This window comes from Ancylobacter aquaticus (genome assembly GCF_004339465.1).
GTDB classification, from domain to species: domain Bacteria; phylum Pseudomonadota; class Alphaproteobacteria; order Rhizobiales; family Xanthobacteraceae; genus Ancylobacter; species Ancylobacter aquaticus.
Genome location: NZ_SMFY01000001.1, coordinates 837026 through 855597, shown reverse-complemented (window position 1 = coordinate 855597; position 18572 = coordinate 837026). Strand labels below are relative to the sequence as shown.

General features: G+C 66.8%; 18 protein-coding genes. 6 read left to right on the top strand and 12 right to left on the bottom strand.

Going from position 1 to position 18572, the window contains the following annotated elements; translation table 11 throughout:
* The first annotated feature begins 2 nt into the window (after positions 1-2).
* From EV667_RS03970 to EV667_RS03960, 3 genes are all read left to right on the top strand, one after another.
* Positions 3-1382 (top strand): leucyl aminopeptidase family protein, encoded by a 1380-nt coding sequence (locus EV667_RS03970; RefSeq protein ID WP_131833997.1) that lies wholly within the window; start codon positions 3-5, stop codon positions 1380-1382.
* Between the two features lie 105 nt (positions 1383-1487).
* A complete protein-coding gene (locus EV667_RS03965; protein ID WP_091438086.1) occupies positions 1488-1838 on the top strand; it encodes a MarR family transcriptional regulator in 351 nt (116 codons plus the stop codon).
* Positions 1835-2713 carry a C40 family peptidase gene (locus EV667_RS03960; protein ID WP_207907666.1) on the top strand — a complete coding sequence of 293 codons (879 nt, stop codon included), beginning with the start codon at positions 1835-1837 and terminating at the stop codon, positions 2711-2713. The genes EV667_RS03965 and EV667_RS03960 overlap by 4 nt, the downstream gene beginning before the upstream one ends.
* Here EV667_RS03960 and EV667_RS03955 read toward each other — a convergent pair.
* The 9 genes from EV667_RS03955 to EV667_RS03915 all read right to left on the bottom strand — a co-directional run bounded on the left by EV667_RS03955 (position 2710) and on the right by EV667_RS03915 (position 13173).
* A complete protein-coding gene (locus tag EV667_RS03955; RefSeq protein ID WP_131833996.1) occupies positions 2710-3357 on the bottom strand; it encodes an NUDIX domain-containing protein in 648 nt (215 codons plus the stop codon). The genes EV667_RS03960 and EV667_RS03955 overlap by 4 nt on opposite strands.
* A complete protein-coding gene (locus EV667_RS03950) occupies positions 3354-4976 on the bottom strand; it encodes an ABC transporter ATP-binding protein (protein WP_131833995.1) in 1623 nt (540 codons plus the stop codon). The genes EV667_RS03955 and EV667_RS03950 overlap by 4 nt, the downstream gene beginning before the upstream one ends.
* Entirely contained in the window at positions 4973-5416 is a 444-nt protein-coding gene (locus EV667_RS03945) for a type II toxin-antitoxin system VapC family toxin (RefSeq protein ID WP_131833994.1), read from the bottom strand. The genes EV667_RS03950 and EV667_RS03945 overlap by 4 nt, the downstream gene beginning before the upstream one ends.
* Positions 5417-5432: 16 nt before the next feature.
* Positions 5433-5657, bottom strand: coding sequence for a hypothetical protein (locus EV667_RS03940; RefSeq protein WP_131833993.1), 225 nt, complete (start codon positions 5655-5657; stop codon positions 5433-5435).
* Between the two features lie 44 nt (positions 5658-5701).
* Positions 5702-6868, bottom strand: a complete 1167-nt coding sequence (locus tag EV667_RS03935) for an ABC transporter permease (protein ID WP_131833992.1) — start codon at positions 6866-6868, stop codon at positions 5702-5704.
* 2 nt (positions 6869-6870) lie between these two features.
* Positions 6871-7977 carry a microcin C ABC transporter permease YejB gene (locus tag EV667_RS03930; RefSeq protein ID WP_131833991.1) on the bottom strand — a complete coding sequence of 369 codons (1107 nt, stop codon included), beginning with the start codon at positions 7975-7977 and terminating at the stop codon, positions 6871-6873.
* A 144-nt stretch (positions 7978-8121) separates the two neighbouring features.
* Positions 8122-10107 carry an extracellular solute-binding protein gene (locus tag EV667_RS03925; protein WP_131833990.1) on the bottom strand — a complete coding sequence of 662 codons (1986 nt, stop codon included), beginning with the start codon at positions 10105-10107 and terminating at the stop codon, positions 8122-8124.
* A 70-nt stretch (positions 10108-10177) separates the two neighbouring features.
* A complete protein-coding gene (locus EV667_RS03920; RefSeq protein WP_245516069.1) occupies positions 10178-12004 on the bottom strand; it encodes an extracellular solute-binding protein in 1827 nt (608 codons plus the stop codon).
* Positions 12005-12303: 299 nt separating this feature from the next.
* Positions 12304-13173, bottom strand: coding sequence for a c-type cytochrome (locus tag EV667_RS03915; RefSeq protein WP_131833989.1), 870 nt, complete (start codon positions 13171-13173; stop codon positions 12304-12306).
* Positions 13174-13391: 218 nt separating this feature from the next.
* Here EV667_RS03915 and EV667_RS03910 point away from each other — a divergent pair, with 218 nt between their 5' ends.
* The 3 genes from EV667_RS03910 to EV667_RS03900 are packed head-to-tail and all read left to right on the top strand — an operon-like array spanning position 13392 to position 15702.
* A complete protein-coding gene (locus EV667_RS03910; protein WP_131833988.1) occupies positions 13392-14174 on the top strand; it encodes a 3-deoxy-manno-octulosonate cytidylyltransferase in 783 nt (260 codons plus the stop codon).
* Positions 14171-15022, top strand: a complete 852-nt coding sequence (locus EV667_RS03905) for a prephenate dehydratase (protein ID WP_131833987.1) — start codon at positions 14171-14173, stop codon at positions 15020-15022. The genes EV667_RS03910 and EV667_RS03905 overlap by 4 nt, the downstream gene beginning before the upstream one ends.
* A gap of 53 nt (positions 15023-15075) precedes the next feature.
* Positions 15076-15702 carry a class I SAM-dependent methyltransferase gene (locus tag EV667_RS03900; protein ID WP_131833986.1) on the top strand — a complete coding sequence of 209 codons (627 nt, stop codon included), beginning with the start codon at positions 15076-15078 and terminating at the stop codon, positions 15700-15702.
* Between the two features lie 4 nt (positions 15703-15706).
* On the opposite strand, the gene fabI is transcribed toward EV667_RS03900, so the two are convergent.
* The 3 genes from fabI to fabA form a co-directional block, all read right to left on the bottom strand.
* The gene (fabI, locus tag EV667_RS03895) at positions 15707-16570 is read right to left on the bottom strand and encodes an enoyl-ACP reductase FabI (protein WP_131833985.1); all 864 of its coding nucleotides are present in this window, start codon (positions 16568-16570) and stop codon (positions 15707-15709) included.
* 34 nt (positions 16571-16604) lie between these two features.
* Positions 16605-17825, bottom strand: a complete 1221-nt coding sequence (gene fabB / locus EV667_RS03890; RefSeq protein WP_131833984.1) for a beta-ketoacyl-ACP synthase I — start codon at positions 17823-17825, stop codon at positions 16605-16607.
* A gap of 82 nt (positions 17826-17907) precedes the next feature.
* Positions 17908-18414, bottom strand: coding sequence for a 3-hydroxyacyl-[acyl-carrier-protein] dehydratase FabA (gene fabA / locus EV667_RS03885; protein WP_131835002.1), 507 nt, complete (start codon positions 18412-18414; stop codon positions 17908-17910).
* Positions 18415-18572: the final 158 nt, after the last annotated feature.

Sequence of the window (18572 nt, the reverse complement as noted above, 5' to 3'; positions counted from 1 at the left end):
CCATGGCCGCCCAGTTGATCCACGCCGACGAGGCGCTCACGCCCCGCCCGATCTGGTGTGTGACGCCACAGAACTGGCGCACCGTGGCCAGCGACCTGCCCGCCCTGGCGCTCGCCTTCGCCGAAGCCAGCGGATTCAAGGCGGAAACCGGCTCGGTGCTCGTGCTGCCCGCGGCGGACGGGGCGATTGCCGGCGTACTGGTGGGCTGCGAGGAGGCGCCGCGCGACCCGCTGGCCTTCGGCAGGCTCGCCACCGCGCTGCCGGCGGGCGACTATGTGCTCGCCCACCCCCCGGCCGATCCGCGCCTTGCCGCTCTCGGCTTCCTTCTGGGCGGCTACCGCTTCACCCGCTACGGCAAGAGGCCCGTGACCGATGTGCGCCTTGTCGTGCCGGCGGGCGTGGACGAGGCCGATCTGCGCCGCACCGCCGAGGCGGTGGCCCTGACCCGCGATCTCGTCAACACCCCCGCCAACGACCTTGGCCCGGCCGAGATCGAGGCGGCGGTGCGCGCGCTGGCCGCCCGCTTCGGCGCGCAGGTGAACGTGACCACCGGCGACGACCTGCTCGCCGCCAATTTCCCGCTCGTTCATGCCGTCGGCCGCGCCTCGCCACGGGCGCCACGCCTCATCGACCTCTCCTGGGGCGACCCGGGCGCACCCAAGGTGACGCTGGTCGGCAAGGGCGTCGCCTTCGACACGGGCGGGCTCGACATCAAGCCGTCGAGCGGCATGCTGCTGATGAAGAAGGACATGGGCGGCGCCGCCAACGCCATCGGCCTCGCGCAGATGATCATGGGCCGCGACTTGCCGGTACGGCTGCGGCTCATCGTGCCGGCGGTGGAAAACGCCATTGACGGCTCGGCCTTCCGCCCCGGCGATGTCTTCCCCTCGCGCAAGGGCCTTACCGTCGAGATCGGCAACACCGATGCCGAGGGCCGGCTCATCCTCGCCGACGCGCTGAGCCTTGCCGACGAGGAGGCGCCCGAACTGCTGATCGACTTCGCCACCCTCACCGGCGCCGCCCGCGTCGCCCTCGGCCCGCAGCTGCCGCCGGCCTATACCGAGGACGACACCCTCGCCGCCGACCTCGCCCGCCATGGCGCGGCGGAGGCCGATCCTTCCTGGCGCATGCCGCTGTGGCAGCCTTATGCGGGGATGCTCGACAGCAAGATCGCCGACCTCAACAACGCTCCGGCCGGCGGCTTCGCCGGCTCGATCACGGCGGCGCTGTTCCTTCAGCGCTTCGTCTCCCGCGCTGGGGCATGGCTGCATCTCGACATCTATGCCTGGAATCCTTCCGCCCGCCCCGGCCGGCCGGAAGGCGGCGAGGCGCAGACCATCCGCGCCCTCGACGCGCTGTTGGCCGAGCGCTACGGCGCCTGACGCAGCGGGACGCTCGCGGGCTCGTTAATTCTTTTTTCGTCGCGCAGCGGCCATAGTCCGGGGAACAATCCGCAACCGTAACGATTGCGGACCGGGAACACGGCAATGGCGGTCGAGCTGCGTCCATCGCAGGCGTTGCGTCTCCTGCACGAGCTCTCCCTCGCGCAGGTGCGCGACGACGCGCCCGATCTCAGCCCGCGCCAGCTCGCCATCCTGCTTAGCGTCTATCTGGAAGCCCCGCCGCACACGGTGCGCGGCCTTGCCGCACGGCTCGGCGTCACCAAGCCGGTCATCACCCGCGCGCTCGATACGATGGGCCAGCTCCGCCTCGTCTCGCGCCGGCGCGACGAGGCGGATCGACGCAATGTCATCATCCAGCGTACGGTGGAAGGTGCGCTTTATCTGGAGCGGCTCGGCGATCTCGTCGTCGCCACCGCGAAAGCCCTGCCGAGATGACGCCCCCGATCGTGAGTAGCCCCGCCGTGACGCTCGACGCCCGCCTCACCCCTGCCCGGCCCGACCTTGCCGCCCGCCATCTCGAAGGGGTCGTGACGGCGGAGCGCTTCGCCGATGGCGTTCCCCATCGCGTCATCCGCCCCACCGTCCCGGTACGCGGCACCCCAGACCCAACGGCGGCGCTGGTCACGGAAGCGCTCTTCGGCGAGACGGTAACGGTCTACGAGACAGACAGCGAAGGCTGGGTCTGGGGCCAGCTCGACGCTGATTCCTATGTCGGCTGGCTGCCGGCCGAGGCCCTCGCCCCGGCGGGGCCCGCGCCGACGCACAAGGTGGTCGCGCTACGCACGCCGGTTTTCCCCGGTCCCTCGATCAAGCTTCCGCCGGACGCACTACTCTCCTTCGGCAGCCGGCTCTGCATGACCGGCGCGCGAGAGCGCTTCGCGGTGACGGCAGACGGCGGCTTCGTCTTTGCGGCCCATCTCGCCCCGCTCGACGCTTTCGAGGATGATTTCGTCGCGGTCGCCGCCCGCTTCCTCGGCGCCGCCTATCTCTGGGGCGGGCGCTCCAGCCTCGGGTTGGACTGTTCCGGCCTCGTGCAGGTGGCGCTGAATGCCTGCGGCATCCCCTGCCCGCGCGACACCGACATGCAGGAGACGGCGCTCGGCACGCCGGTATCCTTCTCCGGCGAACCCATCGACGCGCGGCGCGGCGATCTGCTCTACTGGCCGGGTCACGTCGGCATTGTCGAGGACGGCGCCACCCTCCTTCACGCCACCGCGCATTTCATGTGCGTGGTGCGCGAACCGCTTGCCGAGGCGCTTTCCCGCATAGAAGCGTCCGGCACGGCACTGCGCAGCGTCCGGCGGCTCTAACCGTTCGCCGCGACAAACGCCTCCACCCGCGCCCGGTTCAGCGCGAACCATTGCAGGGCGATCAGCACGAAACCATTGGCGAAGGGCGCGGGAAACGGCGCGGCGAGGTGTGCGAGCGCTTCCTCGACCGGAACCAGAAACGGCCGCGTCAGCTCGGTCTCGCCCGGCTCGCCAGCCTCTTCCGGCACATCGGTGGAATCGACGAGGCCGAGATAGAGCGTGGCATGTTCATCCGTCACGCCCGGCGTGGGGAGGAAGCGGGCGATGGGCAGCAGGGCGCGCGGCGCCACGCCGATCTCCTCGACGCATTCGCGCCGCGCCGCCATCTCCGCGTCCTCGCCGGGATCGATGAGGCCGGCGGCGATCTCCACCAGTTCCCCCGCGCCCGTGGCAAGCTGCGCGCCGAGCCGGAACTGGCGGATCATCACGAAGCATGCCGCCGCCGGATCATAGGCCAGCACACCGACCACCGGACCGACCCGCAGGATGTCGCGCTGCTGGCGCAGCGGCGCCCTATCGGCTCCCTCGAATGTCGCGATGAAGCGGTGATAAGGGCGAAACCCCGTGCCGACATCCTCCGGCCCGGCCAGATTGAGGTCGATAGAGCGGTCGGCGAGTTCGCCGGTTTTGGCCCGCGCGCTCATGGGGCGTCCGCCGCCGTCTCCATGTCGAAGGCCGCCGCGAACAGCGCTCTTGTGTAGTCGGTCTTCGGCCGCGCAAACAGCTCTGCCGCCGGCCCTTCCTCCACCACCACCCCGCCCTTCATCACCATCACCCGCGAGGCGAGCGCCGCGACGACGCGCAGGTCATGGCTGATGAACAGATAGGTCAGGCCGTGCTTCTTCTGCAGGTCGCGCAGCAGGTCGACGATCTGCGCCTGTACGATCATGTCCAGCGCGCTGGTCGGCTCGTCCAGCACGACGAAGGACGGCTCCAGCACGATGGCGCGGGCGATGGCGACCCGCTGCCGCTGGCCGCCGGAGAATTCGTGGGGGTAACGATGGCGGGCCTCGGGGTCGAGCCCGACATCGATGAGCGCCGCGACGACGCGGGCGTCACGTTCCTCGACGGTGAGCGTGGGCTGATGCACCCGCAGGCCCTCGCCGATGATGTCGGTGACCGACATGCGCGGGCTGAGCGAGCCGAACGGGTCCTGGAACACCACCTGCATCGCCCGCCGCCGCGAGCGCATCTGCTTGAAGCCGAGCGTGTCGATGGGATCGCCCATGAACACGATCGGCCCTTCGCTGGAGATCAGCCGCAGCAGAGCAAGGCCGAGCGTGGTCTTGCCCGAGCCGCTCTCCCCCACCACGCCAAGCGTCTCCCCGCGCCGGATCTCGACCGAGATGCCGTCCACTGCCTTGATGTGACCGACGGTGCGGCGCATCACCCCGGCCTTGATCGGGAACCAGACCTTGAGCCCAGTCGTCTCCAGCACCACCGGCGCCTCGGGATGGGGCGAAGCCGGGTTGCCGCGTGGCTGGGCGGCGATCAATGCCTGTGTGTAGGGATGCCGGGGATGGGCGAACAGCTCCGCCACCGGCCCCTCCTCGACGATCTTGCCATGGTTCATCACGCAGACCCGGTCGGCGATCCTGCGCACGATCCCGAGGTCATGGGTGATGAACAGGATCGCCATGCCGAGCCGGCGCTGGAGGTCCTTCAGCAGTTTGAGGATCTGCGCCTGCACGGTGACATCAAGCGCGGTGGTCGGCTCGTCGGCAATGAGCAGTTGCGGCTCGTTGGCGAGCGCCATGGCGATCATCACTCGCTGGCGCTGCCCGCCGGAAAGCTGGTGCGGGTAGGAGCCGAGCCGCGTCTCCGGTTCGGGAATGCCGACCTCGGTCAGAAGCTCGATCACCCGCGTCCGCGCCGCCGGCCCGCGCATGCCCCGATGCAGGAAGAGGATCTCGGCAATTTGCTGCTCTACCGTGTGCAGCGGGTTGAGCGAGCTCATCGGCTCCTGGAACACCATGGTGATGTCATTGCCACGCACCCGGCGTATCTCGCGCTCCTCCATGGCGAGCAGGTCCTCGCCCTGAAACAACACCTTGCCCGAGGGGTGGCTGGCCGCAGGGTATTGCAGCAGCTTCAGCAGCGAGAGCGCAGTGACGGATTTGCCCGAACCGCTCTCGCCGACAAGGGCCACCGTCTCGCCGCGACGGACATCGAAGGAGACGCGGTCGACCGCGAGCGTGCTCCGCCCGCCCTGCGCGAAGGCCACGGAAAGGTCGCGGACGGAAAGGAGGGGGGTGTCGGTCAATACTCGTCCTCAGCCAGAATGGTAAGCGATTCAACGTCCAGAGATACCCGGCGCAGCAGCGGTCGAGGCGGCAAACGCCGGTCCGCGCTGACAAAATGGGTGCAGGCGGCTAGCTCTGCAGTGGCGACGTGGATGGCGTCCGGCAATTTCGTCGGCGCGTGGTCCGCCCGTATCTGTGCGGTTGCCAGCGGCACGGGCCGATCAACGACGGCGATGTCGATCCTGCTCGCCGCAGTGAACAGATCACGATAAGCGTCCAGAAGTTCGTCGTCTTGCCGGCGAAGCGGCTCCACGAGTAACTCAGCCAATGTCAGTTCACTGGTGACAATCGAAGCGCGACCGTCAAGCGCGCGCGTCAGCAGCCGACCAAGTTGCTGTCCGACTATGTCGCCGGTTTCAACCATCCGGATGAAGGTGTTGGTGTCCCAGTAAAGCCTCACAATCGGCCCTATGACATCATTCGTCGCGAAGTTCGCGGATGCGCCTTACCGCTTCTTCCGTTGTGGTGCCGCGAGGTTTAACCCGTGCCCGTATATCTGCGTAGGTCAGCTTCTTGGGGTCGGCAGCGCCGGATCGTTCTTCCGGTATGACCGTCACGCGCACATGCGTGCCCTCAATCCCCTCCCGCAAATCCTCCGGCAGATTCTCGACCGGGTAGTGCTCTCGCACGATCCTGTTCATGGTCTCAATTCCTCCGAAGGCAATTGTAGCATGGCGCTGCGCCCTCATTCGAACGTCTTCCGGGGATCGAAGGCGTCGCGCACCGCTTCGCCGATGAAGATGAGCAAACTCAGCATGATGGCGACGGTGAAGAAGCCGGTCAGGCCGAGCCAGGGGGCCTGCACGTTGGATTTGCCCTGCGCCAGCAATTCGCCGAGCGAGGGCGAGCCGGGGGGTAAGCCGAAGCCGAGGAAGTCGAGCGCGGTCAGCGTCATCACCGAGGAGGAGACGATGAAGGGCAGCATGGTCAGTGTCGCCACCATGGCGTTGGGCAGCATGTGCCGCCACATGATGACGCCGTTGGAGACGCCGAGCGCCCGTGCCGCCTGCACATATTCAAAGTTACGGGCGCGCAGGAATTCAGCCCGCACCAGCCCGACTAGCGACACCCAGGAGAATAGCAGCAGGATGCCGAGCAGCACCCAGAAGCCCGGCGCGAGGATTGAGGAGATGATGAGCAGGAGATAAAGCGCGGGTATCGAGGTCCATATCTCGATAAAGCGCTGGAAGATCAGGTCAGTCCAGCCGCCGAAATAGCCCTGCACCGCGCCGGCAGCGACGCCGATGACGGACGAGATGATGGTGAGGACGAGCCCGAACACCACAGAGAGACGGAAGCCGTAGATTAGACGCGCTAGCACATCCCGACCCTGGTCGTCGGTGCCGAGCCAGTTCCACTCCAGCGCGCCGCAGCCGCCGGTGCGGCCGAGCTTTTCCACCACCGGCGCGCATTGGGCGTCGGTCAGCATCCAGGTCGGCGGTGAGGGGGCGGGGGTCGGCAGATCGAGATTGTGGGTGGAATAGGAATAGCGGATCGGCGGCCACACCATCCAGCCGCCCTTCTCCTGGATCAGGTTCTGCAGATAGGGGTCGCGGTAATCCGCCTCGGTCTCGAAATCCCCGCCGAACGTGGTTTCGGGATAGGCGACCAGCCCGGGAAAGTAATAACCTCCATCATATTCGATCAGGAACGGCTTGTCGTTGGCGATGAACTCCGCCCCCAGGCTGAGGATGAACAGCACCGAGAACAGCCAGAAGCTCCACCAGCCGCGCCGGTTGCGCTTGAAATTGGCCCAGCGGCGCTGGTTGAGCGGCGACAGGAAGGGGCGGCGCGGCCGGTCGGACGCGGCGTCCACCGGGGAGGGCGGGGGGGCGGTGTTGGCGGCGTCCATGCTCAGACGTCCCGCGTGTCGAAGTCGATACGTGGATCGACCCAGGTATAGGTGAGGTCGGAAATGAGGTTCACCACCAGCCCGACCAGAGAGAAGATGAAGAGATTGGCGAAAACCACGGGGTAGTCGCGGTTGAGCACGCTCTCGAAGCCAAGCAGGCCCAGGCCGTCGAGCGAGAAGATGGTTTCGATCAGGAGCGAGCCCGAGAAGAAGGCGGCGACGAACGCCCCGGGAAAGCCGGCGATGATGATGAGCATGGCGTTACGGAACACATGGCGGTAGAGCACCGCCCGCTCCGACAAACCCTTCATCCGTGCGGTGACGACATATTGCTTGCGGATTTCGTCAAGGAACGAGTTCTTGGTCAGCAGCGCCATGGTCGCGAAGGCGCCCAGCACCATCGAGGTGATGGGCAGCGCCAGATGCCAGAAATAGTCGAGGATCTTTCCTCCCAGCGAAAGCTGGTCCCAGTTCTCGGAGGTCAGCCCGCGCAACGGGAACCAAGAGAAGAACGAGCCGCCGGCGAACACGATGATGAGCAGGATGGCGAAGAGGAAGCTCGGAATGGCGTAGCCGACGATGATCACCGCCGAGGTCCACACATCGAAGCGCGAGCCGTCGCGCACTGCCTTGGCGATGCCGAGCGGGATGGAGATGGCGTAGGTGATGAGCATCATCCACAGGCCGAGCGAGATCGAAACCGGCATCTTCTCGGCAATCAGGTCGATCACCGACACGTCGCGGAAATAGGAGCGGCCGAAATCGAAGCGGACATAGTCCCACATCATTTTCAGGAAGCGCTCATGAGCCGGCCGGTCGAAGCCGAACTGCTTCTCCAAATCCTTGATGAAGGCCGGGTCCAGTCCCTGCGCACCGCGATATTTTGAAGAGACCGGGTCGCCCCCCGGCGCGCTCTGCTGCATGCCGCCGAAATCACCGCCGCCGCCGGAGATGCGAGCGGTGGCGGAGGTCCCCTGCCCGGTCAGTTCGGCGATCACCCGCTCGACCGGCCCGCCCGGCGCGAACTGCACGACAGCGAAGGAAACCAGCATGATGCCGATGACAGTGGGCACCATGAGGGCAATGCGTCGGACGATATAGGCCAGCATACGATCGGGTTTCTCCGCGAGGCGGGCACAAGGTGGAGGGCGGGCGCACCCGCGTCAACTTAACGTCCGTTCATGCAGGGCCGTTGCCCATTGCACGACGTGCGAATTGCACGACGCGCGAAATACCCGCCTCACAAATCGCCGTCATCCCGCCGACCTCGTGCGCGCCGACCAGATTTCGGGAATGGCGCGGGAATAGGTCGGGCGTGGCGCGGAGGGCCAGCCGAACTCGTCCCAGAAGGCGATGCGGAACTCGGCGGAATACCATTGCGGCACCCAGTAGCGCCCCGCGCGCAGCCGGCGGTCGAGCACGCGGCAGGCGGTGCGCAGTTCGTCGCGCGTCGGCGCCGCGATCACCTCCTCGATCAGCAGGTCGACGATCGGGTCGGCAATACCCGAGAGATTGTTGGAACCGGGAATGTTCGCCGCCGCCGAGCCGAAATAGTTGCGCAGCGACTCGCCCGGCACCGTGGACATGGAGAATCGCCGCACCGTCGTGTCGAAGTCGAAATCGTTGAGCCGGCGCTGATATTGCGGCGGATCGACGAGGCGGAAATTGGCCTCGATGCCGAGCAGCTTGAGGTTCTTGATGAAGGGCGAGGTATGGCGCTCCAGCGAGCCTTCGTCGTCGAGGAATTCGATGGCCAGGCCGTTGCCCTGCGGGTCGACCAGACGGCCGCCCTTGATGACCCAGCCCGCCTCGCGCAGAAGCTGCGTGCCCCGGCGCAGTAGCGCGCGGTCCTGCCCCGAGCCGTCCGACACCGGCGGAGACCAAGGCGGCGCCTTGAGCACCGCCACATCCTCGGCGCTCAGCCGGTCGCCCAGCCGCGCGATCAGCGCCTCCTCGTCCGGCCCCGCCGGGCCCCCCGCCTTGAGGTCGGAATTCTCGAAGAAGGATGTCGTGCGCCTGTAGGCGTCGTACATCAGGTTCTTGTTGGTCCAGTTGAAATCGAAGGCATAGGACAACGCCTCGCGCACACGCGGATCGGCGAATTTCGGACGGCGCAGATTGAGAAACCAGCCCTGCGCACCGGACGGCGTGCGGTCGGGGAGGACCTCGCGCTTCACCTTTCCCTCGTTCAACGCCGGAAAATCATAGCCGGTGGCCCAGGTGCGGGCGGTGAATTCCTGCCGGAACAGATAGGCCCGCGCCTTGAACGCCTCGAAGCCGACCTCGCGGTCGCGGAAATACTCGTAGCGCAGCACGTCGAAATTGTTCACGCCGATAGTCACCGGCAGGTCCTTGGCCCAATAGTCGGGATCGCGACGATACTCGATGAAGCGGCCCACCTCGAACCGCCCGATCTTGTAGGCGCCCGAGCCGAGCGGGGGCTCCAGCGAGCTCGCGTCGAATTCGTTGGCGCTGTAATAGGCCTTTGAGAAGATCGGCAGCGACGCGACGAACAGCGGCACGTCGCGCGCGCGCCTGGGCGCGAAACGCACCACCGCGATCGCGTCACCCTCCGCTTCCGCGCTCACCATGTCGCGCAGATTCTGCGCGATGATGGGATGACCCTTGCTCTTCAACAAATTGAGCGAGAAGGCGACATCCTCGGCAGTGAGCTTCGAGCCGTCATGGAACCGCGCTTGCGGGCGCAGCCGGAAGCGATACACCGTCCCGTCCTGCGACACCGCGACGCCCTGCGCGACCAGCCCGTAAATGGCGTCCGGCTCGTCGAAGGCCCGTGCCATCAGCGTATCGAAGATCAGATCAACGCCCTGCGCGCCGTCGCCTTTCAGGACGTAGCCGTTCAGCGAGTTGAAGGTCTGGAACGACTGGTTGAACGCCGCCGTCGGGCCGATCTGCGAGAAGGTGCCGCCCGTGGGCGCGGCGGGATCGACATAGTCGAAACGGGCGAAGTCGGCGGGGTATTTCAGGTCGCCGAACACCGAGAGGCCATGGCTCTCCGCGCCGAATCCGGGAGCGAGCGCGCCGGCGGCGGGCGGCGGCGGGGCCTCCTGCGACACCGCGCGGCGGCCGAGCAACGGTAGCAGCGAAGCGCCGGCGGCAAATGCCAGCGCTGTGCGGCGGGAAAGCGGCGCCTGTAAAAGCCGGCAGGCTCCTTCGAGACGGCCGCCTATGGCGGCCTTCTCAGGATGACGGGCCGTGATCGGCGGCTTTCCGGTCATGTCCGGCCTCCGTCATTCTGAGGTGCCCGGGCGCCGGCCGGGCCTAGACGCACGCAGGCCCCCGGCCCCTTCACCGGGCCGCTCCGGTCTTGGCCGCCTTCTCCGCGTCCCACCACCAGATGTCGGGGAAGCCATAGGAAAATTGCGGCAGTTTCTCGGGGTGGCTGAAGCGGTTCCAGCGCGCCGTGCGGGAATTGGGGTAGTTCCAGCTCGGCACCACATAGTCATGCGCCAGCAGCACCCGGTCTAGAGCGCGGGTGGCGGCGACCAGTTCCTCGCGGCTCGTGGCGTAGATCACCTTCTCGATCAGCGCGTCGACGCCGGGGTCCTTGATGCCGGCATAGTTGCCCGAACCCTCGCGGTCGGCGGCGCTGGAGCCCCAGAAGTCGCGCTGCTCATTGCCCGGCGAGAGCGACTGGCCCCAGCCCGAGATGATCATGTCATAGTCGCGGGCGCGCAGGCGGTTGATGTATTGCGAGAGATCGACCTGCCGGACATTCACGGTGATGCCGAGCCGCTCCAGCGAAGGCTTGTAGAACAGCGCCACCCGCTCGAAAGCCGGATTGGACAGCAGTATCTCCATCGTGAAGGGCTCGCCCTTGGCGTTCACCAGCTTGCCGCCCTTCACCTCGTAGCCGGCCTGTTTGAGCAGGTTGGCCGCCTCGCGCAGGTTGCCGCGGCGCAGCCCCTCGCTCCAGCCTTCCGGGTTGGCGTAGGGCGCGGTGAAGACGCTGGCGGGGATCTTGTCCTTCACGCTCTCCAGAATCTCCAGTTCCAACCCCTGCGGCAGGCCGGAGGAGGCAAGCTCGGTGTTCTGGAAATAGCTCTGCGTGCGCTTGTACTGGCCGAAGAACAGCGTGCGGTTCATCCCGTCGAAGTCGAGCGCCAGATTGAGCGCACGACGCACGCGCTGGTCCTGGAATTTCTCGCGGCGCAGATTGGGGATGAAGGCCTGCATGGAGCCGGAGGCGCGGTCTGGGAATTCCTCCAGCACAACCCGGCCTTCCTTCACCGCCGGGAAATTATAGGCGGTGGCCCAGTCCTTGGCCGATGTCTCGACCCGGAAATCATACTGGTCGCCCTTGAAGGCCTCCAGTTCCACCGTCGAATCGCGGAAATACTCGTAGCGCTGCTCGGCGAAATTATTGGTGCCGACATTCACCGGCAGACTCGCCGCCCAATAGTCCGGCACCCGCTCGAAGGAAACGGAGCGGCCGGGCTGCACCTGCTTGACCTTGTAGGGACCGGAGCCGAGCGGAACGTCCAGCGTGCCCTGGCTGATGTCGCGCGGCTTTCCGCTCGCATCCGTGCCGGTCCACCAGTGCTTGGGCATGACCCGGATCTGGCCGACGATCTGCGGCAGTTCGCGGTTTCCCGCCTGGTCGAAGGTGAACGTCACCTCGCGCTCGCCGGTGACAGCGGCACCTTTGACGTGGCTGTAATAATAGGCCTGCCGGGGGTTGTTCTTGGTCAGCTGCTCGAAAGACCACACAACGTCCTCGGCGGTGATCGGCTGGCCGTCATGCCACTTCGCCTCGGGGCGCAGCTTGTAGGTGACGGACGAGAAATCGGCGGGATAGCGCACGCTTTCCGCGATCAGGCCGTATTCGGTGGCCACCTCGTCATAGGCCGAACTCATCAGCGTGTCGTAGATCAGCTGAAGCCCGGCGGCTGGCGTCCCGCGCGGAATGATGTCGTTCAGCGAATCGAACGTCCCGTCGACCGAGAGCCGCAGCAGACCGGCCTTTGGCGCGTCCGGGTTCACATAGTCGAAGCGCGTGAAGTCCGCGGGGTATTTGGGTTCGCCCATCAGCGACAGGCCGTGCCGCCATTCGCCAGCGCCTGCCGGCGTCGCAGCGGGCGCCGGGGCCGGGTTCGGGGCCGCCTCCTGCGCCATTGCCGGACCAAGCAGGGCGAAGCCGACCAAAACGCCGGCCACGGCACCGAACAGGGCGTGGCTGCGGGACGGCGGGCGCCAGCAGAGGGCGGCGGGGCGGTCGGAGCTGCGGAACCGGGTCATGCGCGTCTTCCCTCTGGCACGTCGTCTGGCGGAGCGGCCGCGCACGGCCGCTCACGACGATTATGAAAATTGGTGGCGAATATGAAGGGGGCAGTCCTGAAAAGAATAAGGCCGGCGACGCATTGCGCCGCCGGCCTGACGTGATCGTGAAAGCCGCGCCCCGCAGGGCGAGCGCCTCAGGGTGTCGCGGGCGCCGCCGGAGCGGGAGCGGCGGGAGCCGGTTCCGCCGGGGCGGGAGCCTCGGGAGCGGGAGCCGCAGGTGCCTCGGGAGCGGGAGCCGCAGGTGCCTCGGGAGCGGGAGCCGCAGGCGCCTCGGGAGCGGGAGCCGCAGGCGTCTCGGGTGCGGGAGCCGCAGGCGTCTCGGGTGCGGGAGCCGCAGGAGTCTCGGGAGCGGCAGGTGCCGGCACGGTCGTTGCGGGCGCGGCGGACCCGGCCGGGGGCGGCGCGTTGCCACCCGTCTCGCCCGAAGCCGGAACGGTCGCCGCCGGCTCGGCAGCGGCGGGCGTCGCATCAGGCTGCGGCAGCGGCAGCGGGCTATGCGACAGCGTGTTGAGATAGGCGATCAGGTCGGCGCGATCGGTGTCCTTGGCGATACCGGCGAAGCCCATCGCGGTGCCGGGAATGTCGCCCTTCGGACTTTTGATGAAGTCGCTGAGGTCCTCGAACGTCCAGGTGCCGCCATGCGCCTTCATCGCCGCCGAATAGGCGAAGCCTTCGGCGCCGCCAATGGGCCGGCCGACAATGCCATAGAGATCGGGGCCGACCTTGGCGCCCGCGCCTTCGACGAAATTGTGGCAGGCCGCGCACTTCTTGGCCTGTGCCTCGCCCTTCTCCGGGCTGGCGGCGGCAAGCAGCTGAGCCAGCGGAACAGCGGCCGGCGCGGCCTGTGCCTCGCCCGTCAGTTCCTCCTGCACGGCGATCTCGTAGCCCGCCTTCTCCGGCCCATGGCTGGAGAACAGGATATCGGCGAACACGTTCAGACCGAGCGTGAACGTGAGCACGCCCAGGACCGCACCAGCAACCTTGTTCAGCTCGAAGCTGTCCATCGAAATATTCGCTCCCTCACCCCGGCACGCGGGCCATCCGGCTGGCCTGCAATACCCTGCGCGCAATGTATCAGCGCTCGCCTGCGACCGCCAATGACGCGCGGGAACTAATCATTTTGACGGTTCGCGTGCAACCCGTATAAGCGCCCTGCGGTGCTACGTTTCGCCACTCTGAGAGGGGCGCCCGGCACCGCGCAGTACGATGACAAGGCACCGACATGTCCTCCCAGGACACACTTATTCTTATTCCAGCCCGCATGGCCTCGACCCGTTTGCCGGGAAAGCCGCTCGCCGATCTTGGCGGCCGTTCGATGATCGTCGAAGTGGCGCGGCGTTCAGCCGCGGCGGGCATCGGCCGGGTGGTGGTCGCCACCGATGACGCGGGCGTGCGGGCCGCCGTGGAGAGCGCCGGATTCGAGGTCGCCATGACGCGCGCCGACCATGCCAGCGGCTCGGACCGAATCTTCGAGGCACTGGGGCGCATCGACCCGGACCGCCTGGTAACGCGCATCGTCAATGTGCAGGGCGACCTGCCGACGCTCGACCCCTCCCTCATTCGCGCCGCACTCGACCTGCTCGACGACCCGGCGGTGGACATCGGCACGCTGGCGGCCGAGATCACCGACGCGGGCGAACGCACCAGCCCCCATGTGGTGAAGGCGGTCGGCAGCCCGATCACCACGCGCCGGCTGCGCGCTCTCTATTTCACCCGCGCCACCGCGCCTTATGGCGAGGGGCCGCTGTTCCACCATATCGGCCTCTACGCTTACCGCCGTAGCGCGCTGGAGCGCTTCGTCGCCCTGCCGCCCTCGCCGCTGGAGAGCCGCGAGAAGCTGGAACAGCTGCGCGCGCTGGAGGCCGGCATGCGGATCGATGTCGCCATCGTCGACACTGTCCCGCTCGGCGTCGACACGCCGGAAGATCTGGAAAAGGCACGCGCCATGCTGGCCCGGGAAGCGGCAAGTCGACAGGCCGCGCACGAATCAAGGACGCTCTCATGACCAGCCGCCGCACCATCGTCTTCCAGGGCGAGCCGGGCGCGAACTCGCACATCGCCTGCCGCGAGGTTTATCCCGATCACGAGGCGGTGCCCTGCGCCACATTCGAGGACGCCTTCGCCGCGTTGCAGAACGGCGAAGCCGATCTGGGCATGATCCCGATCGAGAATTCGGTGGCAGGGCGTGTGGCCGACATCCACCACCTGATGCCGACCTCCGGGCTCACCATCATCGGCGAGTTCTTCCTGCCGCTCTCGCACCAGTTGATGGCCATCAGGGGCGCGTCGCTGGCGACGGTGAAATCGGCGGAGAGCCACGTCATGGCGCTCGGCCAGTGCCGCAACATCATCCGCAAGCTGGGGCTGAAAGCCATCGTCGGCGCCGACACCGCCGGCTCGGCGCGTCTGGTCGCCGAGGCGCAGGACGAGACCCGCGCAGCCATCGCCTCGCGGCTCGCCGCCGAAATCTACGGCCTCGACATCATTGCCGAGAACATCGAGGACGAGGCGCACAACACCACACGCTTCGTCATCCTCGCCAAGGACGGCGAATGGGCAGCCGCCAATAACGGGCCGACCGTGACCACCTTCGTCTTCCGCGTGCGCAACGTGCCCGCCGCGCTGTACAAGGCGATGGGCGGCTTCGCCACCAATGGCGTGAACATGACCAAGCTGGAATCCTACCAGCTCGACGGCGAGTTCTTCGCTACCCAGTTCTATGCAGATGTCGACGGCCATCCCGACGACCCGGGCCTCAAGCTGGCGCTGGAGGAACTGTCCTTCTTCTCCAAGGAAGTGCGGATTCTCGGCGTCTACCCCGCCCACGCCTACCGGATCGCCCTGAGGGCGTAAGAAGTCTCCAAGCAGCCCTCGACTGCGGCGGCCGCATTTGGGAGTCTCTCCGTATGACGAGCCCCACCGCGCGAATGGTCGCCGCCGGATATGACCGCTTGGCCGATGCCTATCTGGATCGGTTCGGCCTTTCAGCCGTGCGGCAACGCTGGCTCAATCGCCTTGTCGCGGCCCTTCCAAGGAAGGGAAGCCGGGTGCTGGACCTTGGTTGCGGGGCCGGCATTCCGGTCGCGCGGGACCTGGCGCTGCTCGGGCACGATGTCGTCGGGATCGACGGCTCGGCCGAACAGATTGCGCGCGCCCGCCGCAACGTTCCGACCGCAAACTTTACCGTGGCGGACATGACCGGGATCGGCTTCAACGCTGAATCGTTCGATGCCGTCTGCGCGTTCTACTCGATCACCCACGTTCCCGCTGCCGATCAGCCGGGACTGATAGCCCGTATCGCCAGATGGCTGCGGCCAGGAGGAGTTTTCGTCGCCAGTCTCGGCGCCGGCCCGGCCGGCGACTGGACCGGAGAATGGATGGGCACGGAGATGTTCTTCGGCCATGCCGGCGAAGCGGCAAGCCTCTCCCAGCTGCGGGACGCAGGGTTCGTCCTGCGCGAGAGCGGCGTCGAGCTGCAAGACAACGAAGACGTCGCCTTCTTGTGGATCGCCGCCATCAAGCCGCAGGGCTAGGTACCTACTCTGCCGCTTCGCCGGCCGCGCGCTCTTCGGCATCCTCGATGGTCTTCAAGGCATCGGGGTGCGGCATCGAGATGATGTTGTAGCCGGAATCGACGAAGTGAATCTCGCCGGTGACGCCCGAGGACATGTCGGACAGCAGATAGAGCGCAGCGCCGCCGACCTCGTCGATCGACACGGTGCGGCGCAGCGGGGCGTTGCGCTTCTGGTAGTTGAACATCAGCCGCGCATCGGCGATGCCCGCCCCCGCGAGCGTGCGGATCGGCCCGGCGGAAATCGCGTTCACGCGCACGCCCTGCGGGCCGTAATCGGCCGCGAGATAGCGCACGCTCGCCTCCAGCGCCGCCTTGGCGACGCCCATGACATTGTAGTTAGGCATCACCCGGGTCGAGCCGCCATAGGTGAGCGTGATCAGCGAGCCGCCCTGCGTCATCAGCGGCGTCGCGCGCTTGGCGAGTTCGGTGAAGGAGAAGCAGGAAATCACCATCGTCCGGGTGAAATTAGCCCGCGAGGTGTCGGCGTAGCGGCCTTTCAGCTCGTTCTTGTCGGAGAAGCCGATGGCGTGGACGAGAAAGTCCAGCGCGCCCCACTTTTCCTTCAAGGTGGCGAAGACCGCGTCGATCGAATCGAGGTCCTCGACATCGCAGGCCAGCAGCGTGTCGCTGCCCAGGCTCTGGGCGAGCGGCTTCACCCGGCGGCCGAGCGCTTCGCCCTGATAGGTGAAGGCAAGTTCCGCGCCCTGCGCCGCCAGCGTCCGGGCAATGCCCCAGGCGATGGAATGGTCATTCGCGACACCCATGATGAGGCCGCGTTTTCCCTGCATCAGATTACCCTGAAGGGGGGTGCCCTGCGTCAGGCTCATGTCCGTTGTTCCTTCCGCGGCACCGCCGCTTCGATCACGCCTCGGGATGCTGGAACACCAGCACCGCATTGGCCCCGCCGAAACCGAAGCCATTGGAGAGCACCCGCTCCAGCCGGGCATTGTCGACGCGCTCGCGCACGATCGGCATGTCAGCGAAGGCGGGGTCGATCTCGTCGATATGGGCGCTCGCCGAGATGAAGCCGTTCTGCATCATCAGGATGGAATACACCGCCTCATGCACGCCGGTCGCGCCCTGCGAATGGCCGGTGAGCGACTTGGTGGCCGAGATCGGCGGCGCCTTGTCGCCGAACACCGCGCGGATCGCCTCGATCTCCTTGAGATCGCCGATCGGCGTCGAGGTGGCGTGCGGGTTGATATAGTCGATGCCGCCCTTCACGTCGGCCAGCGCCAGCTTCATGGCACGGGCCGCGCCCTCGCCGGAAGGGGCCACCATATCGGCGCCGTCCGATGTGGCGCCATAGCCGACGATTTCGGCATAGATGCGCGCGCCGCGCGCCTTGGCGTGCTCCAACTCTTCCAGAACCAGCACGCCGGCGCCACCGGAGATGACGAAGCCGTCGCGGTTTTTGTCATAGGGGCGCGAGGCAATCTCGGGGCGGTCATTATAGTCGGACGACATGGCGCCCATGGCGTCGAACAGGCAGGACAGCGTCCAGTCGAGATCCTCGCAGCCGCCGGCGAACATGATGTCCTGCTTGCCGTACTGGATCATCTCGGCGGCGTTGCCGATGCAGATATTGGTGGTCGCGCAGGCAGCTGAGATCGAATAGCTCAGCCCCTTGATCTTGAACCAGGTGGAGAGCGTGGCCGAGGCGGTCGAGCCCATCGCCTTAGGCACCGCGAACGGTCCGACCCGCTTGGGATTGCTGTTCTTGCGGGTGATGTCCGCCGCCTCGACGATGGTACGGGTGGACGAGCCACCCGAGCCCATGATGAGGCCGGTGCGCTCATTGGAGATTTCGTGCTCTTCCAGCCCGGCATCGCGGATTGCCTGGTCCATGGCGACATGGTTCCAGGCCGTGCCACCGCCGTGGAAGCGCATGGCGCGGCGGTCGACCATCTCGCTGGCGTCCAGCTGCGGCGCGCCCTGCACCTGGCTGCGGAAGCCAAGCTCGACATATTTCTCGGCCCGGCTGATGCCGCTGCGGCCCTCGCGCAGCGAGGCAAGAACCTCCTGCGTGGAGTTGCCGATGGACGAGACGATGCCCATTCCGGTTACGACAACACGGCGCATAGGCTTCCTTTCCTTCAAAGCACGCGAGGGGAACTAGGCACGCGAAATGGCCCTGCGGGCAAATCCTCGCAAGGGCGGGCGATCACGACTGGAACAGGCCGACCTTCAGGTCGCCGGCGCGGTAGATCACCTCGCCATCGGCCTCGACCCAGCCGTCGGCGATGCCGAGCACCAGCTTGGAGCGCATGACACGCTTGAAGTCGATGCCGTAGACCACCTTCTTGACGGTCGGCAGAACCTGGCCGGAAAACTTGATCTCGCCGGCGCCGAGCGCCCGCCCGCGGCCGGGAGAACCAAGCCAGCCGAGATGGAAGCCGACAAGCTGCCAGAGCGCATCGAGGCCGAGGCAGCCGGGCATCACCGGGTCGCCGATGAAGTGGCAGCCGAAGAACCAGAGGTCGGGCCGAATGTCGAGTTCGGCGCGGATATGGCCCTTGCCGTTCGGGCCGCCATCCTCGGAAATCTCGGTGATGCGGTCGAACATCAGCATGGGCGGCGCAGGAAGCTGCGCATTTCCCTGGCCGAAAAGCTCTCCGCGCCCGCACGCGAGCAGTTCCTCGTAAGTGAAGCTCGTCTGCCGCTCGACCATCGTCTCGGTAATACCCACGCTTGCTGTTTCCATTGCCTTGGGCGGCCAAAGCCGCTGATCTTCGCGGCACGGGGCTGGAATGTTCCCGCCCCCGCCGCCTGACGCAGCGCGCTTCCTATCACAGCGCCCCGCCCGCTCAAAGCCGCCGCTCCCCGGCG